This window comes from Mycobacterium sp. (assembly GCF_046095365.1).
Taxonomy (GTDB): Bacteria; Actinomycetota; Actinomycetes; order Mycobacteriales; family Mycobacteriaceae; genus Mycobacterium.
Map to the genome: position 1 here is coordinate 1 of NZ_JBJTJF010000077.1, position 26,707 is coordinate 26,707.

A 26,707-nucleotide genomic window follows, 5' to 3' on the forward strand; every position below is an offset into this window, starting at 1 on the left:
GGCCCCCGTGCGGACTGGGCGGGCAATGCTTTCCCGGCGGACTGCCGCCGGGCTGGTACTGACGCCCTCCGCCGCTGTGACACTGCGCGGCCACACCCAGTGGAAGGAGGAGCTCATCGTCACCGATGAGGACGGGCGGTCGTTCTGCTTCGGCTGCGGGTGGGGTGTCGAGCCTCCGGTCGCCTACGTGCCCTCCGTCGCGGACTGGCAGCGCTGCGTCCCGGCCTTTCTCCATGACCGCCGCGAGGAGGTGATCGGCGTGATGAAGTCACTGAATCACGTTGTGCGCGAGGGGCCTTACCCGGAGCACCGGTCCTAGGCCGCCGTGTCGGGGATACTGACCCGGTGACGGATCGCAACGTACTCGGCGGGCCGCTGGACCCGTGCGGGGTAGAGCCGCTGACCGGCTTCTATCGCGACGGCTGCTGCTCGTCCGGGCCTGAGGACCGCGGCCTGCACACCATCTGCGCGGTCGTCACCGCGGAGTTCCTCGAGCACCAACGCGCCATCGGCAACGACCTGAGCACCCCGATGCCGGCCTACCGGTTCCCCGGCCTGGTGCCCGGCGACCGGTGGTGCGTCACCGCCCGCAACTGGCTGCGCGCCTACCGCGACGGCTGCGCGGCACCGGTGGTGCTGGCCGCGACGCACGAGAGCACCCTGGCCGTGGTTCCGCTGGATGCCCTTCGCCAACACGCGGTCGACGTGCCGGACGACCCGGCAGGTCTGTGACTACTGCGCGACAGCGACCAGATAGCCGCTGCCCGAACGGCTTTCGGCGGCCGCGGGGCCGGGCAGGGTGAACCCCAGTCCGGTCAGCAGCGGCGCGAACCGGACGACGGCGCGGATCAGCGCCGTCACGCCCTTCCCGACGGCCTCAGCCACGAACTTGCCGATCGGGTTGTCCCCGATGAGGGAACCGACTGCCGCGCCGACCGCGGTGCCGACGGCGGTTTGCAGGGCGGGCCGGTCGACGACCGCCTGGATCACGGTGCCGGCCAGATCACCGGACACGCCGGCTCCGACGACGGCCGGCGCGATGTCGCTGATCAGGCTCTGCACCGCGGCGTCGCCCAGCAGGGAGTCGACCGCGACGGTCACCAGTCCGCTGACCGCCGGACTCAGATCGGCGGCGCCGACCGCGCCGGAGACCAGACCGACCACGACCTTCTCGGCCACCCCGCCGACGGCGTCCTGGACACCGGGGTCGCCGAGGATCGCTCGCAACGCGGCTGAGGCGGCGACGCTCACGGCCTCGGCGACGGCGGGATCGCCCTGCAGTCGTTCGAACACCAGGGTCGCGGCGGCGGTCGGCTCCGTTCCGGACAGCAGCGCATCGGCGAGATCGCCGGCGGCCACCGACAGCGCGGCGGCGACACCGGGCTGACCGAGGAATCCGGTGAGCACCGCGCCCGCCGTCTGCGCCAGGTTGGCCGCGGCCGCCGGATCGGACAGCAGGCCGACGATCGCGTCACCGTAGCCGGGCCCGAGCAGATCCGCGGCCAGCGCCCAGGTGGACGGATCGGCACTCAGATCGCCGACCAGCGCGGTCGCCGCTGAGCCGAGGGCGGCGACCAGGCCGGGTTCGGTCAGCGCCGTGTCAACCCCCGCGGTGACGGCACTGACGATTCCGTCCCGAACGGCCGAGACGGCCCGCACGGCCTCCCACGCCGAGTCCAGCGAGGCGCCGAAACCCTCGCCGCTCAGCGCCGCCTGGAGTTGGTAGGCCGCGGCACTGAGTCCGGGTACGACGCCGGGGTGGCCGAGGAAAACCCCGACCATCGAGCCCGCCACCGACCCCAGCGCCTGACCGGCCGCCGGATCGGCCAGCAGGGCCACCGCGGCGTCGGCCACCGACGGGGCGATGCCCGCCGGCAGCCCACCCAGCGCCGGGCCCAGATAGTCGGTGATCGCCTTGCCGACGGCGGCCCGGACTTCCGGGTCGGCGGCCAGCGCACTGACCACCGCGGCGGTTGCCGATCCGGCGGCCTGCGGCAGGGCCGGATCGGTCAACAGCGAATCCAGGGTGATGTCGCTGAAGATGGGATCATTCTCCAGCGAGCTAATGCCGCGCTGCAGTGCGTCGACAGTATTGCCGCCGCCGGCGGCGGCCAGGGCGAACTCTTTGGCGGCGACGGTCAGCGCGTCACGGGCACCGGGGCGGCCGAGCGCTTCGGTCAGCGCGGACGGCGCCGGCTCCGCGGCGGACACCGACGCCGCCGGCGCGGGGGCGGACGCGGCGGGCTTGAGTTCGCGCCGGCTCACCGCCAGGGCCGCCCAGCCTATCGGCACGGCGACGGGCGCGAGCGGATCGCGGCCGCCGCCGAGCCACGCCAGCGGGTCGGCGGAGGCCATCGCGCCCCGGGGCGCGGCTACCGTCATCGCCGGCGTCGCCGCGACGGGCAGCAAGGCGGAAGTCGCGATACCCGAGCGGGCTGACGGCGAAGACGGCACCGGGGTATCGGTCAGTGCAGCCGCTGCATCCGAACCCGCACTTGGCGTTGGTGATTCGACGTCTGCGAAACCGCGGACCTCGTGGGGCTTCCCGGTGGCGGCCGCGGGGGCCACGATCCGGGTCCGACCCGGACCCGGTGAGGCTGCGCTCGCGGCGGCGGCGGAACTCTTCGACCGACGCGGCGATCGCCGGTCGGCCGCGGGCGCCTGGGCACTGCCGGCATCATGATCCGCCCCGACTCCGCGGCCACCCCTCGCGCGCCGCGGAGCCGAGGGCCGGGAGGGGTCGACCGTCCCCGCCGACGCCGTGGTGTCCGCCGGCGAACCGGTGTCCCCGACCGCCGCGGCCGGCACCGGCGTGATGACGCCGCCCACACCGAGTAGCAGGGCAAAGGCCCCGATCCGCCCGGCGCGGTACGCCCGTCCGCCGTGGCGCCCCCGGTTCGTCTGCCCGTGACTCATCTAAGCTCCTGCCCATCCAGCAAATTAACGCCGAAGGCTATCACGCAGGCCGTGAATTTGCTAAACAGCGAAACCGGACGGCAGCAGCAAATGCCGGTGAGCTCTGTGGCAGGTACAGGATTCGAACCTGTGTAGGCTTCCGCCGACGGATTTACAGTCCGCTCCCATTGGCCGCTCGGGCAACCTGCCTGGATCAAACCGAACCGGCCGGTTTGATGCGTCTAGCAGGGTACAACGAGGATGTACCCCGGACACAAACCGGCCGATACCCGACCGGCTGGGACACCGAGGAGGCGCCGACAGTGGCAGATTCGTCGTTCGACATCGTCAGCAAGGTCGACCGCCAGGAGGTCGACAACGCCCTGAACCAGGCGGGCAAGGAACTGGCCACCCGCTTCGACTTCCGCGGCACCGACACCTCCATCGCCTGGAAGGGCGACGAGGTCATCGAGATCGTCAGCTCCACCGAGGAGCGGGCCAAGGCCGCCGTCGACGTGTTCAAGGAGAAGCTGGTCCGCCGCGACATCTCGATGAAGGCCTTCGACGCGGGCGAACCCCAGGCGTCGGGCAAGACCTACAAGGTCACCGGCACCCTCAAACAGGGCATCACCAGCGAGAACGCCAAGAAGATCACCAAGCTGATCCGCGACGAGGGGCCCAAGAGCGTCAAGACCCAGATCCAGGGTGACGAGGTTCGGGTGAGCTCGAAGAGCCGCGACGACCTGCAGGCCGTCCAGGCCCTGCTCAAGGGCGCCGACCTCGAGGTCGCGCTGCAGTTCGTCAACTACCGCTAGCAGCGCCGAAAGACCCCTGGCCGACCCCCGGCGGCCTGCCTATGGTGGTCACATGGCCACCGCCCCGGATACCGCCGACGCGTCCGCCGAATCCGACGGGGGCACCTACGACGTCGTGATCATCGGCGCGGGCATCTCCGGCATCGGCGCCGCCTACCACCTCGGCCGGCGAAGCCGCCGCACCAGCTACGTCGTGCTCGAACGGCGCGAACGCATCGGCGGCACCTGGGACCTGTTCCGCTACCCGGGCGTGCGGTCGGACTCGAGCATCTTCACGCTGTCCTGGCCATGGGAGCCGTGGACCGGGCAGGACTGGGTCGCCGACGGCGACGTGATCCGCGACTACGTGGAGAACACCGCGCGCAAACACGGCATCTACCCGCACATCCGGTTCGGCACCCACGTGCACTCCGCGGACTGGGACTCCGCCACCGACACCTGGACACTGCACGTCACCCGGGACGGCAAGTCCGTCCGTTACCGCAGCCGCTTCGTGTTCTTCGGCACCGGTTACTACAACTACGACGAGCCCTACAGCCCCGACTTCCCCGGCATCGAAAGCTTCCGGGGCCGGGTCGTGCACGCCCAGCTCTGGCCCGATGACCTCGACTACACCGGCAAGCGAGCCGTCGTCATCGGCTCCGGCGCCACCGCCGTCTCGATGGTGCCGGCACTGGCCCGCCGGGCCGCACACGTCACCATGCTGCAACGCTCGCCGGGCTATCTGTTCTCCATGCCGCGGCGTAATCCGATTCCGCAGCCGGTGCGAAACCTGCTGCCCGCCAAGGTTTCCTACCGGATCGTCCGCATGCTCGGCCTGATGTTCGAGAAGATCGTCTGGATTTTCTCCCGCGGTCTGCCGAGCGGGATGAAAAAGGTGGTCCGCTGGCAGAACGCCAAGTATCTCCCGGCGGGCTACCCGGTGGAGCGCGACTTCAAGCCGCGGTACAACCCGTGGGACGAGCGCATGTGCCTGGTGGCCGACGGAGACCTCTTCGAAGAGATCAGAAGAGGCGCACTGGAGGTGGTCACCGACAACATCGACCACGTCGACGAGACCGGCATCGCTTGCAGGTCCGGCCGGCACCTCGACGCCGACATCATCGTCAAGGCCACCGGTCTGGTGCTGCAGGCGCTCGGCGGGATTCGCGTGAGCGTGAACGGTGTGGAGGTCAAGCCGCAGGAACGGTTCTCCTACAAGGCGCACATGCTCGACGACGTGCCCAACCTGTTCTGGTGCATCGGCTACACCAACGCCTCCTGGACGCTGCGGGCCGACATGACCGCCCGGGCGGCCACCAAACTGCTCGACTACATGGACGACCACGGCTACACCCACGCCTACCCGCATCTGGGTTCCGGGCCGATCCCCGAGAAGCCGACCTGGGATCTCCAGGCCGGCTACGTCCGGCGCAGCCCGCACGCCCTGCCCAAGTCGGGAGTCAAGCGACCATGGACGGTGCGTCAGGACTTCCTCGCCGACGCCATCGACTTCCGCCTTCTCGACCGGATCGACGAGGACATGGTGTTCGGCCGCGTCGCGGCACCTGCGCAGTTGACCCGATAGCGCCCTGGGTAGCTGACCCAAACGGCGGGTGAGCGGTCGTCGTCGGCACTAGGTTTACAGCCATGACAACTGATCGCCGCCAACCGCAAGTCGTCGTGCTCGGCGGTGGTTCCTGGGGTACCACCGTCGCGTCCATCTGCGCGCGCCGCGGCCCGACCCTGCAGTGGGTGCGCTCGGCTGCCACCGCTGAGGACATCAACAAGAACCACCGCAATTCGGAGTATCTCGGCGAGGAGGTCGAGTTACCGGAGGGCCTTTCCGCCACAACTGATTTCGCCGAGGCTGCCAATCGAGCGGACGTCATCGTCATGGGAGTGCCCTCCCATGGTTTCCGCGGCGTACTCATCGAACTGGCCAAAGAACTGCGCCCGTGGGTTCCGGTGGTGAGCCTTGTCAAGGGTCTCGAGCAGGGCACCAACATGAGGATGAGCCAGATCGTCGAGGAGGTGCTGCCGGGCCACCCGGCCGGAATCCTGGCCGGACCCAACATCGCCCGCGAAGTGGCCGAGGGCTATGCCGCCGCCGCCGTGCTGGCGATGCCGGACCGCAACCTGGCCGGCAATCTGGCGAGCATGTTCCGCACCAGCCGGTTTCGCACCTACACCAGTGACGACGTGACCGGAGTTGAGATCGCCGGCGCGCTGAAGAACGTCTACGCCATCGCCGTCGGCATGGGTTACTCGCTGGGCATCGGCGAGAACACCCGAGCCATGGTGATGACGCGGGCGGTGCGGGAGATGTCCAAACTGGGCGAGGCCATGGGCGGCCAGCGCGACACATTCTCCGGACTGGCCGGGATGGGCGATCTGATCGTCACCTGCACCTCGAAGCGCAGCCGCAACCGCCACGTCGGCGAGGAACTCGGTTCGGGCAAGTCCGTGCAGGACATCATCGCCGGCATGAATCAGGTCGCCGAGGGCGTCAAGGCGGCCAGCGTGATCATGGAGTTCTCCGAGAAATACGGGGTGACCATGCCGATCGCGCACGAGGTCGACGCGGTGGTGAACCACGGCTCGACCGTCGAGCAGGCCTACCGCGGCCTGATGGCGCACAAGCCCGGCCACGAGGTCGACGGCACTCCGTTCTGACGCGGCCCGGGTTCTGACGCGGCCCGGGTTCCGACCCGGCCCGGGTTCTGACTCAGCCGGGCGGCAGGGTCGGGACCGGCGGGTTGGCGCCGTCCGGTCGGTCCACCAGCGGGTTGGTGGCGTCGATGAAGGTCCCGGTGGGACCGATCACGAAACCGACCTGGTCGCGGCTGTTCAGGCAGGCCACCACGCCGGCGTCGTCGACCCCGCAGCTGACCTGCCGGTAGCTGATCCGGGTGTTCGGCGGCAGCGCCTTGACCTCACCGGCGGCGGCGTAGATGGCAGCGTCGGTCGTGGAGAACGTCGGCGCCCCCACCGGACCCCCACTGACCAGGTTCGCACCGTCGGGCGCCCCCGGCAGCGGGCCGCTGCAGCCGTAGTCGCCGTTCAGGTTGTCCAGGACGCAGACCACCCCGGGCGGCCCGGCGAAGGCGAACCACCTGCCCTTGTTGGTGGTGTAGTTGGCCGGGTTGACCGGCATGTAGGCGTTGACATCGGGGATCGACGGCTCCGGAGCTGGGTCTGCTGCGGCGCCCGGCGAGAGAATCACACCAGCCACTGCCGCCACACCAGTAGCGATAAGAAACCTGAGTAACATAACAACACCGTACCGAACGCGGACGAGCACGAACCCGCGTATTAAAACAGGACGGGATGACCTAAGCTAGGATTGGCATTAACGGAAGCTGAGAGCCGAGGGAGGTGGGGACGTGCATCGCCGCATGAAGGACGGGGCGCGCGCGGTCGCAACGGCCGTCGGCGTCGCCGCAGGCTTCATGGCGCTCGCCTCCACCGCCCAGACTCCCGACGGCTTCGTTCACGCCAGCTTCGGCGGCCCGCTGGACGTTTTCGCCAAAACCCCCTCTGACGTGCTCGCCATCGGTGACGGGGCGAGCGACCCAACCGAGTTGGCGACCCTTCTCAAGGGCCCCGGTCCGGCGACCGGCGCCGCCCCGCCCACCTCCTACCGGGTGGCCGTCGAGGCAGGTTCCACCCCGGGCACGACCACGATCAGCGTGTTCCCGACCACCGATCCCAGCACCGGCATGACCGCTGCCCCGGCCACCAAGGTCGCCGGCATGATTCCCGCCAAACCGGTGGTCGACTCGCAGGGACGAGTCGACTGCACCGGCTCGGTGAGCTGCAAAACCGATCCGGTGACCAATGTCACAACGGTGACCTACCCCGACGGCGTCGTCGCCATCGTGCAGAAGGTCAACGACCTGACCGTGGTGGCGTACAAGACCCTCACCGAGGCGCTGCCCGCCGAACTGCGGACGCTGATGCCCCCGGTCCCGACCCTGTCCGCCGCGCCCACGGTTCCGTCCGTCGCCCCGGTGGACGTGCCCGCGACGACGGCGCCGGTTCTGCTGCCGCCGTCCCCGGAGGTCGTGGCGCCCGCCATCGACCCGGGCCCGCCCGCCCCGGAGACGGCCGCGCTGGACCCCGACGACATGCCGAGCGTTCCCAAGGTGAGCGTCACCAAGACGCCGCTCGACTTCGGTTCCGACCAGGGTCCGGCCGAGAACGTGCCGGCCCCCAGCGGTCCGGCGAATCTCCCGGGCAAGGTCAAGGACGCGCTGGGATCGGTGGTGAAATCGGTCACCGACGCGGTTGGCAAGGTGGTCAGTCCGGGAGCTTCCGGTCGCGACACCACCACGCCCGGAAAGGGCGCCGGCCGGCAGCGGGCCCCGAAGAGCGCCACCGGCGTGAACGGCGCTTCGGCGGGGGGCGGTTCGGCCAAGACTGCCGGCGGCACCTCCGGCACGAGCACATCGGGAGCCGGCGGCACCTCCAGCACGAGCACTTCCGGAGCCGGCGGCACCTCCGGCACGAGCACTTCGGGAGCCGGCAAGTCCTCCGCCGGCGCCGACACCCCGTAGCGCTACCGGCCGCCGGCCATCTTCTCCAGCCGCGCGATGCGTTCCTCCATCGGCGGATGCGTGGAGAACAGCTTCCCCATGCGGTCCCCGGCGCGGAACGGGTTGGCGATCATCAGATGCGCCTGGTCGGCCAGCCGGGGCTGGTCCGGCAGCGGAGCCATCTCGACGCCGCCGCTGATCTTGCGCAGCGCTGAGGCCAGGCCCATCGGGTCGCCGGACAGCTCGGCACCCGACTCGTCGGCCTGGTACTCCCGCGACCGTGACACGGCCATCTTGATCAGAGTCGCCGCGAACGGGCCGAGCAGCGAAACGAGAAGCATGGCAAGCGGATTCACCCCACCGCCCTGCCGCCCGCGGCCACCTGAGTAGGAGGCGAACATCGCCATCTGCGCGAGGCCGGTGATGATCGACGCCAGCGCGCCGGCGACGCAGGAGATCAGGATGTCGCGGTTGTACACGTGGGACAACTCGTGGCCGAGCACGGCGCGCAGTTCGCGTTCGTTGAGGATGTTCAGGATGCCGGTGGTGCAGCACACGGCGGCATTGCGCGGATTTCGCCCGGTAGCAAAGGCATTGGGGTTGGCCGTATCGGCGATATAGAGCCGGGGCATCGGCTGGTGCGCGGTGGTGGCCAGTTCCTTGACGATGGCGTAGATCTGCGGGGCCTGCACCTCGGTGACCGGTTGGGCGTTCATGGCCTTCAGCGCCAGCTTGTCGCTGTTGAAGTACACGTAGATGTTCATGCCGACCGCCATCAACACCGACAACCAGAGCACCGAGCGGTTCTGGAACAGCGAGCCGATGAAGACGATCAGCGCCGACATGCCGACGAGCAGCAGGAACGTCTTCATCCGGTTGGCGGTGGGATGCCAGGTCATCTAGGTCCTCCTCGGAAGGCTTCTCGGCAGACTAACGCCTCGCGCGGGCCGGGAAGTTCCGGTTCAGGCTAACCGTGCCGGTTAACCGTGTAGTCGACCAGCGAAGCCAGGGCGCGCCGGCCGGGACCCTCGGGCAGCCCAGCCAGTTCGGCCCGGGCCTGGGCCGCGTACTGCTGCACGGTGGCCTTGGCCGCGGTTATCCCACCGGAGGCGCGCAGCAGCGCCAGCGCCTCGGCGACCGCGCCGTCGTCGGTCACCGGGCCCTTGAGCAGTTCCCGCAACCGGTCGGCAGCCGGACCGGTCTCGGCCAGGGCGTAGAGCACCGGCAGGGTGTGCACGCCCTCGCGCAGGTCGGTGCCGGGCAGCTTGCCCGACTCGTCCGGGTCACTCTCGATGTCGATGATGTCGTCGGAGATCTGGAACACCGTGCCGATGATCCCGCCGATACGGCCCAGCCGTTCCACCTGATCGGGCGTCGCACGGGAATAGGTGCCGCCGAACCGGCCGGCCGCGGCGATCAGGCATGCGGTCTTCTCCGACACCACCTTCAGATAGTGCGCGACCGCGTCTCCGCCGTTGAGCACCCCCTTGGTCTCCCGCATCTGTCCGGTCACCAGAAGGGCGAAGGTGTCGGCGATGATGCGCACCGCCTCCGGCCCCAGATCGGACACCAGCCGCGACGAGGTCGCGAACAAGTAGTCGCCGGCCAGGATCGCGATGTTGTTGCCCCAGCGGGCGTTGGCAGACGGGGCGCCCCGGCGCACCTGGGCCTCGTCCATGACGTCGTCGTGGTAGAGGGTGGCCAGGTGGACCAGCTCGATGACCGCGCCGGCGACGGTGACGTCGTGGTTCTCCGGCTCGGGGCCGACGTGGGCCGACAGCACGGTGAACAGCGGCCGGAACCGCTTGCCGCCCGCCTCGAAAAGGTGCAGCACCGCCTCGGTCATCAGGTCGTCGGCACCGCGCAGTTCGGTGGAGATCAGATCCTCGACACGGGCGACCCCGGCACGCACGCGCTGGGCGAAATCCGGGTCACCGAAGTCAACCCCCGCCACCACAGTCGCCGGTGTCCTCACGCTGCCAACATACTGTGAGGCGTGGACGCACCGTCGCATCAGGTCGACCGGCACCGGCAAACCGGTGCCGAGGTCGTCGTAGTCGGGGCCGGCCCGTCGGGCTCGGCGGCGGCGGCGTGGGCCGCCCGCGCAGGGCGCGAGGTTCTGCTGATCGACGCCTGCGAGTTCCCGCGGGACAAGGCCTGCGGCGACGGGCTGACCCCGCGGGCGGTCGCCGAGCTGCAGCTGCTCGGGCTGGGCGACTGGCTGGACGGCCGGATCCGTCACCACGGGCTGCGGATGGCCGGATTCGGAAGCTCGGTCGAGGTGCGCTGGCCCGGGCCCTCGTTCCCCGCGCAGAGCTCGGCCGTACCGCGCACCGAACTCGACGACCGGATCCGGCAAGCCGCCGAAGAGGCCGGGGTGTCGATGCTGCTGGGCAGTAAAGCCGTTGATGCGGAACGGAATTCAGCCGACAGGGTCGAATCGGTGATACTTGCCGACGGCCGCCGGGTGTCCTGCCGCTGGCTGATCGTGGCCGACGGGGCACGCTCTCCGCTGGGCAGGGTGCTGGGCAGGCAGTGGCATCAGCAGACGGTGTACGGGGTGGCGGCCCGCGCCTACCTGGGCTCGCCGCGGGCCGACGAGCCGTGGATCTCCTCGGACCTGGAGTTGCGGTCGGCCGACGGCCAGGTGCTGCCCGGTTACGGCTGGATCTTCCCGTTGGGCAACGGCGAGGTGAACCTGGGCGTGGGGGCGCTGGCCACCGCCAAGCGTCCGGCCGACGTCGCGCTGCGGCCGCTGCTCAAGCACTACGCGCAGTCCAGGCGCGCCGAGTGGGGGTTCGACGGCCCGCCGCGCGCGGTGTCCTCGGCGCTGCTGCCGATGGGCGGGGCGGTATCAGGCGTGGCCGGGGTCAACTGGATGCTCGTCGGTGACGCCGCCGCCTGCGTCAACCCGCTCAACGGCGAGGGCATCGACTACGGCCTGGAGACCGGGCGGCTGGCGGCCGGACTGCTGGGGTCCGCGGACATCGCGTCGGCCTGGCCGGCGCTGCTGCAGGCCCACTATGGCCGCGGATTCTCGGTGGCCCGCCGACTCGGGCTGCTGCTCACGATGCCGAGGTTTCTGCCGATGACCGGCCCGCTGGCCATGCGTTCGACGGCGCTGATGGGTGTCGCGGTGCGGGTGATGGGCAATCTGGTAACCGACGAGGACACCGACCGGGTCGCACGGGCGTGGCGATTCGCCGGGGCAACCTCACGCCTCGCCGACCACCGCAAGCCGTTCAGCTAGTCAGCTTTTTCGCGCCGCCGTTTCGCGCCGCTCTCGTGCGGTGGGCGGTTCAGGCCGGCTTGACCGCCGCGTGCAGGGCGACGATGCCGCCGGTCAGATCGCGCCACCGAACCCGCGTCCAGCCGGCCTCCGCGATGCGGCGGGCCAGGCCGGCCTGGTCCGGCCAGGCCCGGATGGACTCCGCGAGGTAGACGTAGGCCTCCGGGTTGCTCGACACCGCGCGAGCCACCCTGGGCAGTGCCTGCATCAGGTATTCCTTGTAGGCGGTGGCGAACACCGGCACGGTGGGCGTGGAGAACTCGCAGACGACCAGTCGACCGCCGGGCCTGACGACGCGGGCCATTTCGCGCAGGCCCGCACCCGGGTCGACGACATTGCGCAGGCCGAAGCTGATGGTTACCGCGTCGAAGATGCCGTCGCCGAACGGCAGCCTGGTGGCGTCGGCGGCGATCTTCGGGACGGCGCGCCGGTGCCCGGCGTGCAGCATGCCCACTGAGAAGTCCGCCGCCAGGCACCAGGCACCGGACTTCGCCAGTTCCTCGGTGGACACCGAGGTACCGGCGGCGAGATCGAGGACCCGGTCGCCCGGGCCGACTCCCAGCGCCGCGCGGGTGGCACGCCGCCAGAACCGGTCCTGGCCGAGGGACAGCACAGTGTTGGTGAGGTCGTACCGTCGGGCCACGCCGTCGAACATCGACGCGACGTCGCGAGGATCCTTGTCCAGGGACGCGCGGCTCACCCGGCCGACGCTATCAAGCGCGGCGCTTGGAGAACTCCGCGGCCTGACGAGAGCGAGCGGCCATCCGCTCGCTGAGGTGGATCAGCCGGTCCTCGTGTCCGGCCGGCATGGTGTACGCCAACTGGCGCAGTTCTACGGCGAAACCCTGTAGATCATCCCGGAACGAGCTGTCACTCATCTGTGAACACCTCCCCAATCATCAGAGCTGTGCGTGAAAGTGCTTGCACGTGTTGGAATTTGATCGTCGTTGAGTTGTCTACCCATTGTGCGCCGGGCCACACCGTTGACGGAAGAGGTCTTAGCGGAATCTCACGTGAACATTGTGTTTCGGCTCTGTTGCGCGACGGGCCTCCCGCGCTCCAGACGAACCAGCCCCGCAAGTAGTCCCACGCCGATCAGCCAGCCGGCGACCGCGACCGAGCCGGCCGGGATGATCGCCAGGGTCGCGTTCCGGTTCTGCACCCGGACCATGTTCGGGTTGTTCCTGTCGTACTCGACGTAGATGCGCATCCCGGTCGCCAGCTCCGAGGGGTACAGCACCCCCAACTCGGGCCGGTAGGTGACGCGATCAGGTGTGACGAACTCGATGGTCGAGCGGCGCGGACCGGCGGAGAGCACCTCCGCCTCGGCAACTGCGAGGTGCCGTTCGATCTGGCGATCGTTGCGCCAGGCGCCGACGACGAGCAGGACCGACTGCAGGGTGACGATCCCGATCAGGACCCAGACCGCCATCTTGGCCCAGCGCAGCATCTTGCGGTCCAGCGGATCGGGCAGGTCGGGATCCCGGCTCGGCAGCGCTGCCTCCACCATGGCCCGAATCCGCGCGAGCACGGCGCGGGCCGGAAGCCGGCCGGCACGGGTCACAGTGCCGCCCGGGTCACAGTGCCGCCCGGATCACAGTGCCGCCCGGATCGCGGCGTGCAACTGTCGCAGCGACGAGCGGTCCGCTTTGACCTCCAGCACCCGTATGCCGTCGTGCGGTTCCTCGAGGGCCGCACCCAGATCGCCGACCTCGATCTGGCGGGCGTCCACGTGGTATGCGCGACACAGCGCGCCGACGTCGACGTCGTGCGGAGTGCCGAACACCCGGGATGAGACGTCGGAGAACCGCGGGTCACCCTGCTCGAGGAGCTCGAAGATGCCGCCGCCGTTGTCGTTGGACACCACGATGGTCAGGTCGTGCGGGATGGGCTCGGTGGGGCCGATCAGCAGGCCGGAGGCGTCGTGGACGAAGGTCAGATCGCCCAGCAGGGCGACGGTTCGCCCGGTGTGCGCCAGCGCCGCGCCGATGGCCGTGGACACGGTGCCGTCGATGCCGGCCACCCCGCGATTGGACCGCACCGTGACGCCCGCGGTGCACAGCCCGGCCAGGGCCGCGTCGCGAACCGGGTTCGAGGCGCCCAGCACCAGCTGGTCGCCGGGCCGCAGCGCGGCGGCAACCGCGGCGGCCACGTGCAGCCCGGTGGTCAGCGGGTGGGCTGCCAGTTGCTCGGCGACCACGGAGTTGACACGGGCGCCGGCCTCGGCGCAGCGGCGCAGCCAGTCCGGGTCGGGCGTGCCGACGGTCTCCGCGCGGGTGCCGGCGGCCATCGAATTCCCGGACACGTCCGGCCAGCGCGGACCGGTGGTCAGCGCGTAGACCGGCACCGCGGGGTCGGCCAGCAGGGCCGAGACCGGCCGGTGCAGGGTGGGCCGGCCCAGCATGATCACCTGCCGCGGCCGCAGCAGCGTCAGCGCCAGCGGATGCAGCGGAGTGGCCGGGTGCGGGGCCGTCGGCTCGGCGACGGTGGGCAGATGCGCCAGGTTCGGATGAGTTCCCGCCCCGTGGCCGGCGATGACCACGGTGTCCTCGGTGAGGTCCACACAAACCGGTTCGTCGAAGCTGACCGGCGGGGTGGAGGTCCATGGTCGAGCGTCGGGTCGGCCCGCCGGGAAATCCTGCGGATCCGAATTCTCATCGGGCACAAGGGGTTCACGCAGCGGTATGTCGAATTGAACCGGCCCGGCGTTGGCCGTGCGAGCCCCGGTGGCGGCGGCGAGCACCCGGCAGGTGGCCGAACGCCACGACGCGTTCAACTCCGCCGTCCGCCCGGGGTCGTCCTCCGCCAGCCCCAGACTGATCGCGGCGCGCACCTGGCTGCCGAAGTAACCCAGCTGCTCCATGGTCTGGTTTGCGCCGGTGCCGAGCAACTCGTAGGGCCGGTTGGCGGACAGCACGATCAGTGGCACCCGGGCGTAGTTGGCCTCGACCACGGCCGGACCGAGGTTGGCCACCGCGGTGCCCGAGGTCATCGCTATCGGCACCGGCCGGCCGCTGCCGACCGCGAGCCCGATGGCCAGGTAGCCTGCGGTGCGCTCGTCGATGCGCACGTGCAGCCGCAGCCGTCCCGCGCGGTCGGCGTCAGCCAGGGCGAAAGCAAGCGGGGCGTTGCGGGAGCCGGGGCATAGCACGACGTCACGGACGCCGCCGCGAATCAGTTCGTCGACGACGACCCGGGCCTGAGTCGTCGAGGGGTTCACCCCTACAGGGTGGCACAGCCGGTGAACCGCGACTAAATAAGCGTTCCGGCGAAGAAGTCCAGCATGGCCCGGTTGACCGCCTCGTAACGCTCCAGGAATCCGAGGTGTCCGGCGTTGGCGATCTGGACGTAGCGGCCGCGGGGGATCGCCTCCCCCACCTCCCTGCCCAGGGCCGGCGGGGTCACGACGTCGTCGGCGAAGCCGATTACGAGCACCTCGGTCGGGATCGAGCGGTAGGCCGGCAGCCGGTTCTCCGTCGGCGCCACCGCCAGCTGCGCACGCCATCCGGGGGTCCGCTTGAGCGGGAACGCGGTGAACATCTGCAGCCACTCGTCGATCGCCGGGGAGTTGATGGTCTTGGGCGAGAAGTTCTCCAGGATGCGGATCTTGGCGGCGAAGGAGGCCGGCAGCTCGACTCCGGCCTCGGCGAGTTCGAGGTCCGCGGTCCGGAACGCCAGACGAGTGGGATCCACCCGGCCCCGGGTGCCCATCAGCACCGCCTGGCGCACCAGGTCGGGCCGCACCAGCATCAACTCCTGGGCGATGAACGCGCCCATCGACATCGCCACCACCCGGGTGGGCCCGCCGATCACGGTCTCGATGATGTCGACGGTGTCGGCGACCATCTGAGCGGTGTCGAACCCGTCGGCGTTCTCGGTGGCCGCCACTCCGCGGTTGTCGAAGGTGACGCAGCGGTAGCCCGCCCGCTGGAACACCGGGACCTGATGGATGTGCCAGGTGCGGCCGGCCCCGCCGGTTCCGGCGATGAACAGCACCGGGTCACCCGAACCGGTGTCGTCGTAGAGCAGGTTCGTCACGGCGCGACGGTAGCAGTGCGCCGTTGAATTCCCGGCAACGGTCTATCCGGACGCCGTCTGCCCCGACGAGGACTGATCGATCAGAAGCGGATAGCACTCCCGGACCCGGTCAACCCACCACCGGCGACGTTCGGCGGGGACGGCCAGACTTCTCAGGCGGTCCGGGTCCGGGGTGACGCCGACGACGGGAAGGTGACCGTCGAGGACCTCGAGATCGGCGACGTCGGTGACGAACAGTCCTCCGGTGCCCAGGCCGCAGGCGTGCTCCAGACGGGGCAGCGCGGCAGCCGCCGCGAGTCCGGCCGCGATCCCGACCGCCGAGTCCAGGGCACTGGAGACGACCACCGGGATGTCGACCCGGGCGGCGATGTCGAGCACCGCGGCGATTCCGCCCAGCGGGGCGACCTTGAGCACGGCGACGTCGGCGGCTCCGGCCCGCACCACGGCCAGCGGGTCCTGCGCCCTGCGGATGCTCTCGTCGGCGGCCACCGCGACATCGGTGCGGGCGCGGACCTCGGCCAGTTCCGGGACCGTGCGGCAGGGCTGCTCGACGTATTCCAGCGGCCCGTCGGCGGTCAGCGCACGCAGCGCGGCTGCCGCCTGATCGACGCTCCAGCCGCCGTTGGCGTCCACCCGCACCGTGGGCACCAGCGCCCGAACCTCGTTCACCCGTTCCACGTCGTCCCGCAGCGTCTGCCCGGCCTCGGCGACCTTGACCTTCGCCGTCGTCGCACCCGGGAACCGGGCCAACACGCCGGGCACCTCCGCCGGTCCGACCGCGGGCACGGTGGCGTTGATCGGGATACGCTGCCTCAAGGCCAAAGGCTTTGGGCGATAGGCAGATTCGATAGCCGAGGCCAGCCAGTGCACCGCCTCGGCAGGCCCGTACTCGGGAAACGCCCCGAACTCGCCCCAGCCGGCGGGCCCGTCGACGAGCGCCACTTCACGAACGGTGACTCCGCGGAACCGCACCCGCATGGGAAGCGCCAGGACATGCAGCCGGTCCAGCAGGTCCTCCAGCGCGGGACGCATCAGATGGCGCGGTCGCGGTTCTCCCAGTAGGGCTTGCGCAGGTCCTTCTTCAGCAGCTTGCCGGTCGGGTTGCGGGGCAGCACGTCCATGATGTCGACGCTCTTGGGGCACTTGTAGTGCGCCAGCTTCTCCCGGCACCAGGCGATCAGCTCCTCGGAGGTGGTCTGCTGGCCCTCGGACAGTTCGACGACGGCCTTGACCGACTCACCCCACTTCTCGTCCGGGATCCCGAACACAGCGGCGTCCAGCACGGCCGGATGGTCGGTCAGCGCCCGCTCCACCTCGACGGAGTAGATGTTCTCCCCGCCGGAGATGATCATGTCCTTGAGCCTGTCCTCGACGAAGACGAAGCCCTCGTCGTCGACCCGGCCGATGTCGCCGGTGCGGAACCAGCCGTCGGCCGTGATCACTTCTTTGGTGGCCTCCGGCTTGTTGTGGTAGCCGTCCATCAGCTGCGGAGTGCGGAACCACAGCTCCCCGGGCTGCCCGACCGGCACATCCTCGAGGGTGTCGGGGTTCACGACGCGGACCTCGACCTTCTGCGCGGGCTGGCCGGCACTGGTCAGCCGTTCGGGGTGGGACGGGTCGCGGTGGGCCTCAGGGGACAGCTGGGTGACCGCTCCGCACACCTCGGTCAGGCCGTAGACCTGCACGAAGTCGGTGTCGGGGAACGCTGCCAGTGCCTTGGCCAGCAGGGCCGGCGGCATCGGAGAGGCGCCGTAGACGAAGGTGCGCAACTTGTTGAAGATCTCGATGGCGCCGGGTCCGGCCTCCATCACCTTGCCCAGCACCGCGGGGACCAGGAAGGTCCGGGTGGCGCCCTGCAGTATCGCCGCGCCCAGCGTCGGGCCGTCCACCTCGCGGGTCACGATGCTGGGGATGCCGGCGTGGATGCCCAGCTGCGCATAGGAGGAGCCGCCCACGTGGAACAGTGGCATGGAGACCATGTTCATGTCATCGGCGTCGAACTGGAAGGTCGCGGCGTTGAGGGTGTGCGCCACCAGGTTGGCCTGGGAAAGCCTGACACCCTTGGGCTTTCCGGTCGTTCCGGAGGAATACATGATCACGCACACGTCCTCGGGCTGCACGTCCGCGCCGCGTCCGCGCGGGGTGGCCTCGGCCAGCATGGCCTCGTACTCGTCGCCGTCGGCTCCGGACGGTGTGACGCTGACGACGTGCTCGACGCCGGGGATGCGGTCACGGATCTTGTCGACCGAATCCCTGAGTTCCTCGCCGACGATGATGAGCTTGGCGCCGGAGTCGTTGAGGACGTAGTCCATCTCGTCGGCGGCAAGCCGGAAGTTGATGATCGCCGTCGCCGCGCCCAGGCTCGCCGCGGCCAGCGTGGTCTCCACGCAGGCCGGGTGGTTCTTGTCCAGGAAGGCCACCACGTCGCCGCGCCCGACGCCACGCTCGGACAGCGCGCCGGCCAGCCGGCGCACCCGGTCGTCGAACTTGGCCCAGGTGAAGCTGCGGCCCAGGTAACTGATCGCCTCCTCGTCCGGTTTCACCGTGGCCCAGTAGGACAGGCGGTCGTCGAGAAAGCGCGGTTCCGGGGCTTGTTCCATACGCATCAGCGTGCCACCAGCTGCCCTCCCGATCGACCGGTTTCCCGCAATCGGTGACCGTGCTTGTCCTCGCCGCTAACGGCCCGTCGACCCGCGGTTGCGGCGAACAACGCTCAGTCCGGCCGGGCCGCTGCCCGCGGCCGCAGCAACACCAGCGCGGCGACGATCGCGGCCGCCGGCACCACCGCCATGATCAGGCTCACGTCGTGGATCGCCGAGAGCCAGCTGCCGGTGGACTCCGAGACCACCCAGCGGGCCTGTTCGGGATCCAGCACCTCGCTGCCCGCCGCGGGGCTGGGCGCGCCGCCGTGCGCCACCCGCAGGGCGTCGCGGGCCTGCTCCTCGCTGATGCCGGAGCCCTCCAGCTTGCGGCGGCCGTCACGCAGGAACAGCGTGGTGCCCACCAGGGCGAACAGCGCCGGACCCAGCGAATAGGCGGCCTGTCCCACCGCCGGCTTGACCGCAGACACCACCCCGCCGAGTTCCGGCGGCGCACTGGACATCATGATCGTCGACTGGGGTGTCTGCACCACGGCGCCGCCGATTGCGTTGAGCGCGACGGCGATTCCCAGGTAGGCGATCGGGGTGCGGGTGTCCAGCACCACCAGCATGAGCATGCTGGCCAGCAGGATCACCAAACCGGCCACCAGCACCGCCCGCTCGCCGAAGCGGACGACGGCCCGGCCGGCCAGCACCGCGGCCCCCGACGCGATCAGCATCGCGGGGATCAGGAGCAGCCCGAGGACTTCGGGAGACTTGCCGCGGAGGGTGACCAGGTAGTAGGCGAACAGGATGGTGCCGCCGCCGCCGAGGAAGTTGAAGGTGGCCCCGGCGATCAGCGCCGCGTTGAACCGGCCCGACCGGAAGATCCGCATGTCCAGGGCGGGGGTGTCGGTGTGCAACTCCCACAGCACGAACGCCACCCCCAGCGCCAGGCCGACCGCGATCAGGACCAGAGCCCCGGCGCTGACGCCGCCCTGCAGTTCGGTCAGTCCGTAGATGACGGTGACCAGAGCGACCGCGATCAGCGCGATCCCCGGAATGTCCAGCTTGCGTTGGTCTTTGACGGTCTCCGGCACGTAGCGGAGGGTGATGACGAGGGTGAGCAGGGCCAGCGCCGGGGTGACAAGTAGGCATGTCCGCCAGCCGTAATGGCTTGCCAGCCAGCCCCCGAGGGCAGGCTGGAACACCGCAAGCGCATGGCCCGCACCCAGGTAGGCCGCGATCGCGGCGGCCCTGCGGCCGGGCGGGAAGACCGCGTTGATGATCGCCAGCGAGAGCCCGAGCACGAACGCGAACGCGATCCCGAGGCCGGCGCGGGCGATGATCAGCACGGCCACATGCGGGGCGACGGCGCCGAGCACGCCGAAAACGATGGAACCGTAGGTGCCGATGACGAACATCCGCTTCATTCCGGCCAGATCCCCCAGCGCACCCGCACCGAGCACCGCGGCGGCCAGGGTCAGGGTGCACAGGCTGGCCAGGAAACTGGCTGTGGCAGGCGTGAATTGGAGGCCCTTGCGGACTTCGGCGAGGTTGGCCGACAGCGTGGTCGGGTCGGCGGCGGTGATGCTGTAACCCAGACCCATCGCGGCGATGGTCATTGTCGCGGCAAGGCCGGACACCTCGGCCTTGGCAGGTGTCTCCGGCATTGGTCGATGTTATGCCCGACGCGGCCGGATGCGGACCGGTCCGCGCCAGGTGCCGTCCGGGTCCAGCGCGGTGGTGCCCTGGGTGATTTCGACGACCCCGGCGCGGGCCAGGGCGCGGGCCGCCTGGCGGGCCGGCTCCATCAGATCCCGCCAGCCCGCGCCCCCGACGGCACGGGCCGCCTCCGACGGGCAGATGCTGCCGGCACGTCGGGACAGCAGGTCGAGGATCGCCGCGCGCAGCGCGTCGTCCGGCGGTTCGCGGTCGGACATACGCGCTCTACTGTGTCACTCATGACCGACGTGTCACTCATGACCGACCATTTGCGCCATCCGCTGCATTCCGGCCACCTGACCGTCGGGGCGCTGCACCGCAACGCCACCCGGCCGGTGCTGTTCCTCGGCGAGACCACCCTCACCGGCGGCGAACTGGCCGGCCGCATCAGTCAGTTCATCCAGGCGTTCGAGGCGCTCGGGGCGGGCACCGGCGCGACCGTCGGGCTGCTGTCGCTCAACCGGCCCGAGGTGCTGATGATCATCGGCGCCGGACAGACCCAGGGCTACCGGCGCACCGCGCTGCATCCGCTGGGATCGCTCGACGACCACGCCTACGTGCTGGCCGACGCCGGCGCCACCGCGTTGATCATCGACCCCAACCCGATGTTCGTCGAGCGGGCGGCCGGCCTGCTGGAGAAGGTCCCCTCGCTGCGGCAGGTGCTGACGCTCGGGCCGGTGCCGGCCGAACTGACCGCGTCGAGGGCCGAGGCGGTGGACCTCATCGCCAAGGCCGCGCAGTACCCGCCGAAGCCGTTGGCGGCGGCCGATCTTCCACCCGACCACATCGGCGGTCTGACCTACACCGGCGGCACCACCGGCAAGCCCAAGGGCGTGATCGGCACGGTCAGTTCGATCATGACCATGACCACCGCGCAGCTGGCGGAGTGGGAGTGGCCGCAGCACCCCCGGTTCCTGATGTGCACCCCGCTGTCGCATGCGGGGGCGGCGTTCTTCACCCCGACGATCGTCAAGGGCGGCGAGATGATCGTGCTGCCGAAGTTCGATCCGGCCGAGGTGCTGCAGGTCATCGAGGAGCGCCGGATCACCGCAACCATGCTGGTGCCGTCGATGATCTACGCACTGATGGACCATCCCGATTCGCACACCCGCGACCTGTCGTCGCTGGAGACGGTGTACTACGGCGCCTCGGCGATGAACCCGGTCCGGCTGGCCGAGGCGATCGAACGGTTCGGGCCGATCTTCGCGCAGTACTACGGGCAGTCCGAAGCCCCGATGGTGATCACCTACCTGGCCAGGGGCGACCACGACGCCAAACGGCTGACCTCGTGCGGTCGACCGACGCTGTTCGCGCGCACCGCGCTGCTGGACAGCGACGGAGGACCGGTGCCGCGCGGCGAGGTCGGCGAGATCTGCGTGTCGGGGCCGCTGCTGGCCGGCGGTTACTGGAACCTGCCGGATGAGACCGCAAAGACCTTCTCCGGTGGCTGGCTGCACACCGGCGACATGGCCCGGGAGGACGAGGACGGCTTCTGGCACATCGTCGACCGGGTCAAGGACATGATCGTCACCGGCGGGTTCAACGTGTTCCCCCGCGAGGTGGAGGACGTCGTCGCCGAGCATCCGGCGGTGGCGCAGGTCTGCGTGATCGGGACCCCGGACGACAGATGGGGCGAGGCGGTGACCGCGGTGATCGTGCTGCGGCCCGATCATCCCCGGGACGAGGCCGCGGTCGCGCGGGTGACCGCCGAGATCCAGGACGCGGTCAAACAGCGCAAGGGGGCGGTCCAGTCGCCCAAGCGGGTCGTCGTGGCCGACTCGGTGCCGGTGACCGCCCTGGGCAAACCGGACAAGAAGGCGGTGCGGGCCCGGTTCTGGGAGGGTTCGGATCGTGCCGTCGGGTGAGGTCCGGGCGGTCCTGTTCGACTTCTCCGGAACGCTGGCCAGCCTGGAGGAGAACGACCAGTGGTTTGCCGGGATGGATCTGGACGCGCGGCGCCGGGCCGAGGTGATGGACCGGATGACCCATCCCACCGCGAGCGTGAGCCACGAGGCCTGGGCGCACCGCGACCTCGACCCCCGCAAGCACCGGACCGCCTACCTGCATGTGCTGCGCGAGGCGGGACTGCCCGACGAACACGCCGAGGCGCTCTATCAGCGCTGCGTCGATCCGGCCGAGTGGGCCGTCTACCCCGACACCGTCCGGGTGCTGGACGCGTTGCGCGACAAGAGGATCCGCACCGCGGTGGTCTCGAACATCGCCTGGGACATCCGGTCGGTTCTCCAGGCGGCGGGCGCGCGTCCCGATCACTACACGCTGTCGTTCGAAGTGGGTGCGGCCAAGCCGGACCCGCGCATATTCCAGACGGCGCTGTCGGCTGTAGGAGTGCAACCGCAGCACGCGCTCATGGTCGGTGACAGCGAGGAGAACGACGGTGCGGCGCGCGCCCTGGGCTGTGCGTTCGCCTGGGTCGAACCGCTGCCGATCGCCAGTCGCCCCGCGGGGTTGATCGCGGCGTTGCGTGAACAGGGGCTGGCGTTGTGACTCCCCACCGGACGGGATGCCCACCAGGCTTGGCGTAGCGTCACCGGAGTGAGCGACAACCCGTTCAATCCGGCCCTCTGGCGGCCCGTCGAGGGATTCGAGGACCTCACCGACATCACCTACCACCGCCATCTCGAGGCGGGCGTGGCGCGGCCCACCGTCCGGGTGGCGTTCAACCGGCCCGAGGTGCGCAACGCCTTCCGCCCGCACACCGTCGACGAGCTCTACCGGGCGCTGGACCACGCCCGGATGTCACCCGACGTCGGCGTGGTCCTGCTGACCGGCAACGGCCCGTCGCCCAAGGACGGCGGATGGGCGTTCTGCTCGGGCGGGGACCAGCGCATCCGCGGCCGCACCGGCTACCAGTACGCCAGCGGCGACACCGCCGACACCGTCGATGCCGCCCGCGCCGGCCGGCTGCACATCCTGGAGGTGCAGCGGCTGATCCGGTTCATGCCCAAACCGGTGATCTGTCTGGTCAACGGATGGGCGGCCGGCGGCGGCCACAGCCTGCACGTGGTGTGCGACCTGACCCTGGCCAGCCGGGAGCACGCCCGGTTCAAGCAGACCGACGCCGACGTCGGCAGCTTCGACGGCGGCTACGGCAGCGCGTACCTGGCCCGTCAGGTGGGCCAGAAGTTCGCCAGGGAGATCTTCTTCCTGGGCCGCACCTACACCGCCGAGCAGATGCACCGGATGGGTGCTGTCAACGACGTCGCCGAGCACGCCGAACTGGAGAACGTCGCCCTGGACTGGGCACGCGAGATCAACGGCAAATCACCTCAGGCGCAACGGATGCTGAAGTTCGCCTTCAACCTGCTCGACGACGGCCTGGTGGGCCAGCAACTCTTCGCCGGAGAGGCCACCCGGCTGGCCTACATGACCGACGAGGCCGTGGAGGGCCGCGACGCGTTCCTGCAGAAGCGGGACCCGGACTGGGGCGCGTTCCCCCGCTATTTCTAGACTCGGTTCCGTGACCCCGCTGCGCCGGAAGCTGACCGAAGCCGTCACCCTGGCCGGCCTGCGCCCGCCGCCGAGTGTGCCCAGCCGGACCCGAATTCGCTTGCGCGGCAAGCGCGTCCTGGTCACCGGGGCATCTTCGGGTATCGGGGAGGCGGGAGCCGAACGGTTCGCCGAGGAGGGTGCCGAGGTGATCGTCGTGGCACGCCGCGCCGACCTGCTCGATGCGCTGACGGCGCGGATCGCCGACGCCGGCGGCACCGCCGCCGCCATCCCCTGCGACCTTTCCGACCTCGACGCCGTCGACGCCCTGGCCGAAACCGTCGAGCAGCGTTTCGGCGGGGTCGACATCCTGGTCAACAATGCCGGCCGGTCGATCCGCCGTCCGCTCGCCGAGTCCCTGGACCGCTGGCACGACGTCGAACGCACGATGGCGCTGAACTACTTCTCCCCGCTGCGGCTGATCCGCGGCCTGGCGCCCGGGATGATCGAGCGCCGGGACGGCCACATCATCAACGTCGCGACCTGGGGGGTGCTCAGCGAGGCTTCTCCCCTGTTCGGCGTGTACAACGCCTCCAAGGCCGCGCTGAGCGCGGTGAGCCGGGTGATCGAGACGGAGTGGGCCCGCAACGGCGTGCACTCGACCACGCTCTACTACCCGCTGGTGGCCACCCCGATGATCGCTCCCACCAAGGAATACACCGGCATGCCGGCGCTGAGCCCGCGGGAGGCCGCGCAGTGGATGATCGACGCGGCCCGGCACCGACCGGTGCGGATCGCCCCACGGGCCGGTATCTCGGCCCGGGCCATCGACGTCGTCGCCCCGGGCTTGCTCAACGCCGTGCTCAAGCGTCAACGGATTCAGCCGATCTGAGGGATGGACGTATGGAGATTCTGGCCAGCCGGATGCTGCTGCGACCCGCGGACTACCAACGCACGCTTGCCTTCTACCGCGATGCACTGGGGCTGGCGATCGCCCGCGAATACCCCGGCGGCACGGTGTTTTTCGCCGGACAGTCACTGATCGAAGTGGCCGGGCACGGCCGGCCGGCAGACGCCGGGGACGGTTTCGCCGGCGCGCTGTGGCTGCAGGTCCGCGATATCGCCGCCACGCAGGACGAATTACGCGGACGCGGCGTCGCGATCGCCCGGGAGGCGCGACAGGAACCGTGGGGGCTGCACGAGATGCACGTGCGGGATCCCGACGGGATCACACTGATCTTCGTCGAGGTGCCGGAGAGCCACCCGCTGCGACGGGCGGGACCGGCTTAGCGGCCGTCCTCCAGTGGCCAGCCGACCGATGCCAGCCGCGCGGCCACCTGACGCATCTCCTCGGGGTTGGGTTCCTTCTCGATCACCTCGTGGATCGCGTTGCGGATCTGCTCCTCGCTCACCGGGGTGTCGGCGTCGGCGTGACGGACGATGGTCCGGGCGGCCTTGATCACTTCCTCCTCGGTCAACGACCGCATCAGCAGCGCCAGCAGGGGGAAGTAGTCCTTGGGTGGCACGCCGTGGGGATAGCCCTCGTGGAGCCATCCGACCACGTTGTCGACGAAGCCCTCTTGGTGTTCGACGGACACGGCTACCTCACTTCTTCGGGAACATGGGGAACAGGTCGACCCCGAAGTGGTGGATGATCGTCGCCCTGGTGATCCAGGCGACCGCGGTGACGATAACAAGGGCGACGAAACCGAACAGCGCGATCCCGAGGAACTTCAGCGGCGGGTTCGGCTTGTGGATGACGTGGTCGGCCTCCTCGCCACCGGCACCGAACGAGTAGGCCAGCATCCCGGTGGCGAACAGCGCCGGCAGGCCCGCGCCGAGGATCAGACCGACGACGAGAACCTTGAAAACCGCTTCCAGATAGTGCATTTGTCGCGTCTCCCCTCTACACCGGAGTCTTCGGTTTCGGCGCCGGCGGTTCGGCGGCCTTGGGCAACTTCGGGCTGGTCTTCGCCGCGACCCGGGCCTCGCGAACGTCCGCGGGCACAACGGAGTTCGTCGAATCGTCCCAGTCCGCGTTGACGTTGCTGTGGTCGACCTTCTGCTGCTGGGCCCGCCACCACATGTAACCCGAGGCCGCCACCAGGATCACGAAGATCAGCCCGTCGCCGGCCAGTGCCGACCCGGTGGCCTCCTCGACGAAATGGGCCAGCCAGTAGGACAGGGCGCCGACCAGTGCGGCGGCCGGCAGGGTCACCAGCCAGGCGACGGCCATCCGGCCGGCGACCGCCCAGCGCACCTGCGCCCCGGGCTTGCCGACCCCGCTGCCGAGGATCGAACCGGTGGCGACGTGGGTGGTTGACAGCGCCATGCCGGCGGCGCTGGAGCTGAGGATGATCGCGGCCGAGGAGGCCTCGGCGGCCAGGCCCTGCGGCGACTCGATCTCGACCAGCCCCTTGCCCAGGGTGCGGATCACCCGCCAGCCGCCCAGATAGGTGCCCAGGCCGATGGCGACCGCGCAGCTGGCGATGATCCACAGCGGCAGACCGTCGTTCTTGACGTCCCCGGTCAGGTGCCCGGTGGTGATCAGCGCCAGCGCGATGACCCCCATCGTCTTCTGCGCGTCGTTGGTGCCGTGCGCCAGCGCGACCAGAGACGCCGTGGCGATCTGGCCCCAGCGGAAGCCGGCTTCGCGGCGGCGCTTGAGCACCTTCTGGGTGATGCGATAGACCAGCCAGGTTCCGCAGGCGGCGACGACGCCGGCGATGACGGGGGCCGCCACTGCGGGGATCAGCACCTTCTGGGTGACACCCGGCCAGTTGACGCCGTTGAGCCCGAGCGCGGCCAGCCCGGCGCCGATCAGGCCGCCGAACAGCGCGTGCGACGAGCTCGACGGGATGCCGAAGAGCCAGGTCAGCAAGTTCCACAGGATGCCGCCGATCAGGCCGGCGAAGATGATCGTCAGACCCATCGACGCGTCGATGCCCTCCAGCAGGTGCCCGGTCTTGGCGTCCTGGACCTTCAACACCGACGTGGTCACCGTCACCGCGACCTCGACCGACAGGAAGGCGCCGATCAGGTTGAGAACGCCGGCCAGCAGGACGGCGGCCTTGGGTTTGAGGGCGCCGGTGGCGATCGAGGTCGCCATCGCGTTACCGGTGTCGTGGAAGCCGTTGGTGAAGTCGAAGGCCAGGGCCGTGGCGATCAACAGCACCAGGATGATCATCTCTGTGCCCATGGCCGACATTGTGCTGCGTCGGCGTCGGGTTTGGCGAATAACCGCCAGACCGGTGACCTCCATGACCTCGGTGTTTCCCCGAACGGCCCATGTGTTCATCGGCCGTTCACGATCCGTACTCCGCCGGTTCGCGGTACGCGCCGCCCCGAAGGCCCGGCGAAGATACCCAATCCGGCGCGCGCGGGACTTAAGATCGGGTCAGG

The 26,707-nt window shown here is 69.9% G+C and carries 28 protein-coding genes and 1 tRNA gene; 12 read left to right on the forward strand and 17 right to left on the reverse strand.

The window, feature by feature from the left end:
- Together ACKOQ4_RS05880 and ACKOQ4_RS05885 are read left to right on the forward strand one after the other, a co-directional pair.
- Window positions 1-319, forward strand: a 319-nt coding sequence (locus ACKOQ4_RS05880) for a hypothetical protein (protein ID WP_526289779.1), incomplete at its 5' end; no start/stop codon positions are given.
- A 26-nt stretch (window positions 320-345) separates the two neighbouring features.
- Complete coding sequence (locus tag ACKOQ4_RS05885) at window positions 346-732, forward strand: DUF2237 family protein (protein ID WP_526289781.1); 387 nt, start codon at window positions 346-348, stop codon at window positions 730-732.
- On the opposite strand, the gene ACKOQ4_RS05890 is transcribed toward ACKOQ4_RS05885, so the two are convergent.
- A complete protein-coding gene (locus tag ACKOQ4_RS05890) occupies window positions 733-2,382 on the reverse strand; it encodes a hypothetical protein (protein WP_526289783.1) in 1,650 nt (549 codons plus the stop codon).
- A gap of 640 nt (window positions 2,383-3,022) precedes the next feature.
- A tRNA-Tyr gene (locus ACKOQ4_RS05895) sits at window positions 3,023-3,105 on the reverse strand.
- A gap of 113 nt (window positions 3,106-3,218) precedes the next feature.
- Here ACKOQ4_RS05895 and ACKOQ4_RS05900 point away from each other — a divergent pair.
- The 3 genes from ACKOQ4_RS05900 (at window position 3,219) to ACKOQ4_RS05910 (ending at window position 6,365) form a co-directional block, all read left to right on the forward strand.
- Entirely contained in the window at window positions 3,219-3,710 is a 492-nt protein-coding gene (locus ACKOQ4_RS05900; RefSeq protein ID WP_526289785.1) for a YajQ family cyclic di-GMP-binding protein, read from the forward strand.
- Window positions 3,711-3,762: 52 nt separating this feature from the next.
- Window positions 3,763-5,277, forward strand: a complete 1,515-nt coding sequence (locus ACKOQ4_RS05905; protein ID WP_526289787.1) for a flavin-containing monooxygenase — start codon at window positions 3,763-3,765, stop codon at window positions 5,275-5,277.
- Between the two features lie 62 nt (window positions 5,278-5,339).
- On the forward strand, window positions 5,340-6,365 hold the full coding sequence (locus tag ACKOQ4_RS05910) for an NAD(P)H-dependent glycerol-3-phosphate dehydrogenase (RefSeq protein WP_526289789.1): 1,026 nt from the start codon (window positions 5,340-5,342) through the stop codon (window positions 6,363-6,365).
- Window positions 6,366-6,417: 52 nt separating this feature from the next.
- Here the strand turns inward: ACKOQ4_RS05910 and ACKOQ4_RS05915 are convergent, their stop codons facing one another.
- Window positions 6,418-6,924: a hypothetical protein gene (locus ACKOQ4_RS05915; RefSeq protein WP_526289791.1), complete on the reverse strand. Its 507-nt coding sequence runs from the start codon at window positions 6,922-6,924 to the stop codon at window positions 6,418-6,420.
- Window positions 6,925-7,075: 151 nt separating this feature from the next.
- Between ACKOQ4_RS05915 and ACKOQ4_RS05920 the strand changes: the two genes are divergently transcribed.
- The gene (locus ACKOQ4_RS05920) at window positions 7,076-8,248 is read left to right on the forward strand and encodes a hypothetical protein (RefSeq protein WP_526289793.1); all 1,173 of its coding nucleotides are present in this window, start codon (window positions 7,076-7,078) and stop codon (window positions 8,246-8,248) included.
- A gap of 2 nt (window positions 8,249-8,250) precedes the next feature.
- Here the strand turns inward: ACKOQ4_RS05920 and htpX are convergent, their stop codons facing one another.
- Together htpX and grcC1 are read right to left on the reverse strand one after the other, a co-directional pair.
- Window positions 8,251-9,126: a zinc metalloprotease HtpX gene (htpX, locus tag ACKOQ4_RS05925; protein ID WP_526289795.1), complete on the reverse strand. Its 876-nt coding sequence runs from the start codon at window positions 9,124-9,126 to the stop codon at window positions 8,251-8,253.
- Window positions 9,127-9,194: 68 nt separating this feature from the next.
- The gene (gene grcC1 / locus ACKOQ4_RS05930) at window positions 9,195-10,202 is read right to left on the reverse strand and encodes a nonaprenyl/(2E,6E)-farnesyl/geranylgeranyl diphosphat synthase (RefSeq protein ID WP_526289797.1); all 1,008 of its coding nucleotides are present in this window, start codon (window positions 10,200-10,202) and stop codon (window positions 9,195-9,197) included.
- A gap of 21 nt (window positions 10,203-10,223) precedes the next feature.
- Here grcC1 and menJ point away from each other — a divergent pair, with 21 nt between their 5' ends.
- Complete coding sequence (gene menJ, locus ACKOQ4_RS05935; RefSeq protein ID WP_526289799.1) at window positions 10,224-11,477, forward strand: menaquinone reductase MenJ; 1,254 nt, start codon at window positions 10,224-10,226, stop codon at window positions 11,475-11,477.
- Between the two features lie 49 nt (window positions 11,478-11,526).
- Here the strand turns inward: menJ and ACKOQ4_RS05940 are convergent, their stop codons facing one another.
- The 9 genes from ACKOQ4_RS05940 to ACKOQ4_RS05980 form a co-directional block, all read right to left on the reverse strand.
- Window positions 11,527-12,216, reverse strand: coding sequence for a demethylmenaquinone methyltransferase (locus ACKOQ4_RS05940; protein WP_526289801.1), 690 nt, complete (start codon window positions 12,214-12,216; stop codon window positions 11,527-11,529).
- Window positions 12,217-12,229: 13 nt separating this feature from the next.
- Window positions 12,230-12,394, reverse strand: coding sequence for a hypothetical protein (locus ACKOQ4_RS05945; protein ID WP_526289803.1), 165 nt, complete (start codon window positions 12,392-12,394; stop codon window positions 12,230-12,232).
- A 131-nt stretch (window positions 12,395-12,525) separates the two neighbouring features.
- On the reverse strand, window positions 12,526-12,966 hold the full coding sequence (locus tag ACKOQ4_RS05950; RefSeq protein ID WP_526289939.1) for a DUF3592 domain-containing protein: 441 nt from the start codon (window positions 12,964-12,966) through the stop codon (window positions 12,526-12,528).
- A 144-nt stretch (window positions 12,967-13,110) separates the two neighbouring features.
- Complete coding sequence (gene menD / locus ACKOQ4_RS05955) at window positions 13,111-14,736, reverse strand: 2-succinyl-5-enolpyruvyl-6-hydroxy-3-cyclohexene-1-carboxylic-acid synthase (RefSeq protein WP_526289805.1); 1,626 nt, start codon at window positions 14,734-14,736, stop codon at window positions 13,111-13,113.
- Between the two features lie 32 nt (window positions 14,737-14,768).
- Window positions 14,769-15,554 (reverse strand): alpha/beta fold hydrolase, encoded by a 786-nt coding sequence (locus ACKOQ4_RS05960; protein WP_526289807.1) that lies wholly within the window; start codon window positions 15,552-15,554, stop codon window positions 14,769-14,771.
- 42 nt (window positions 15,555-15,596) lie between these two features.
- On the reverse strand, window positions 15,597-16,586 hold the full coding sequence (locus ACKOQ4_RS05965; RefSeq protein WP_526289809.1) for an o-succinylbenzoate synthase: 990 nt from the start codon (window positions 16,584-16,586) through the stop codon (window positions 15,597-15,599).
- Complete coding sequence (locus ACKOQ4_RS05970; protein ID WP_526289811.1) at window positions 16,586-18,154, reverse strand: long-chain-fatty-acid--CoA ligase; 1,569 nt, start codon at window positions 18,152-18,154, stop codon at window positions 16,586-16,588. The genes ACKOQ4_RS05965 and ACKOQ4_RS05970 overlap by 1 nt, the downstream gene beginning before the upstream one ends.
- A gap of 113 nt (window positions 18,155-18,267) precedes the next feature.
- Window positions 18,268-19,806, reverse strand: coding sequence for an MFS transporter (locus ACKOQ4_RS05975; RefSeq protein ID WP_526289813.1), 1,539 nt, complete (start codon window positions 19,804-19,806; stop codon window positions 18,268-18,270).
- 9 nt (window positions 19,807-19,815) lie between these two features.
- Window positions 19,816-20,076, reverse strand: a complete 261-nt coding sequence (locus ACKOQ4_RS05980) for a DUF3253 domain-containing protein (RefSeq protein ID WP_526289815.1) — start codon at window positions 20,074-20,076, stop codon at window positions 19,816-19,818.
- A 39-nt stretch (window positions 20,077-20,115) separates the two neighbouring features.
- Here ACKOQ4_RS05980 and fadD8 point away from each other — a divergent pair, with 39 nt between their 5' ends.
- Genes fadD8 through ACKOQ4_RS06005 form a run of 5 tightly spaced genes read left to right on the forward strand, consistent with a single transcriptional unit; the run spans window position 20,116 to window position 24,595 of the window.
- Window positions 20,116-21,723, forward strand: coding sequence for a fatty-acid--CoA ligase FadD8 (fadD8, locus tag ACKOQ4_RS05985; protein ID WP_526289941.1), 1,608 nt, complete (start codon window positions 20,116-20,118; stop codon window positions 21,721-21,723).
- Window positions 21,710-22,363, forward strand: a complete 654-nt coding sequence (locus ACKOQ4_RS05990) for an HAD family hydrolase (RefSeq protein WP_526289817.1) — start codon at window positions 21,710-21,712, stop codon at window positions 22,361-22,363. Before fadD8 ends, ACKOQ4_RS05990 begins: the two co-directional genes overlap by 14 nt.
- A 48-nt stretch (window positions 22,364-22,411) precedes the next feature.
- On the forward strand, window positions 22,412-23,326 hold the full coding sequence (locus ACKOQ4_RS05995) for a 1,4-dihydroxy-2-naphthoyl-CoA synthase (RefSeq protein ID WP_526289819.1): 915 nt from the start codon (window positions 22,412-22,414) through the stop codon (window positions 23,324-23,326).
- Between the two features lie 10 nt (window positions 23,327-23,336).
- Window positions 23,337-24,197, forward strand: coding sequence for an SDR family oxidoreductase (locus tag ACKOQ4_RS06000; RefSeq protein WP_526289821.1), 861 nt, complete (start codon window positions 23,337-23,339; stop codon window positions 24,195-24,197).
- An 11-nt stretch (window positions 24,198-24,208) separates the two neighbouring features.
- Window positions 24,209-24,595, forward strand: coding sequence for a VOC family protein (locus ACKOQ4_RS06005; protein WP_526289823.1), 387 nt, complete (start codon window positions 24,209-24,211; stop codon window positions 24,593-24,595).
- Here the strand turns inward: ACKOQ4_RS06005 and ACKOQ4_RS06010 are convergent.
- From ACKOQ4_RS06010 to ACKOQ4_RS06020, 3 genes are read right to left on the reverse strand one after another with little or no spacing between them, the layout of a single operon-like run.
- On the reverse strand, window positions 24,592-24,903 hold the full coding sequence (locus ACKOQ4_RS06010; RefSeq protein WP_526289825.1) for a DUF3349 domain-containing protein: 312 nt from the start codon (window positions 24,901-24,903) through the stop codon (window positions 24,592-24,594). The two genes, ACKOQ4_RS06005 and ACKOQ4_RS06010, sit on opposite strands and share 4 nt — an antisense overlap.
- Before the next feature lie 7 nt (window positions 24,904-24,910).
- Entirely contained in the window at window positions 24,911-25,195 is a 285-nt protein-coding gene (locus ACKOQ4_RS06015) for a hypothetical protein (RefSeq protein ID WP_526289827.1), read from the reverse strand.
- 16 nt (window positions 25,196-25,211) lie between these two features.
- Complete coding sequence (locus ACKOQ4_RS06020; RefSeq protein ID WP_526289829.1) at window positions 25,212-26,504, reverse strand: inorganic phosphate transporter; 1,293 nt, start codon at window positions 26,502-26,504, stop codon at window positions 25,212-25,214.
- Between the last annotated feature and the right edge of the window lie 203 nt (window positions 26,505-26,707).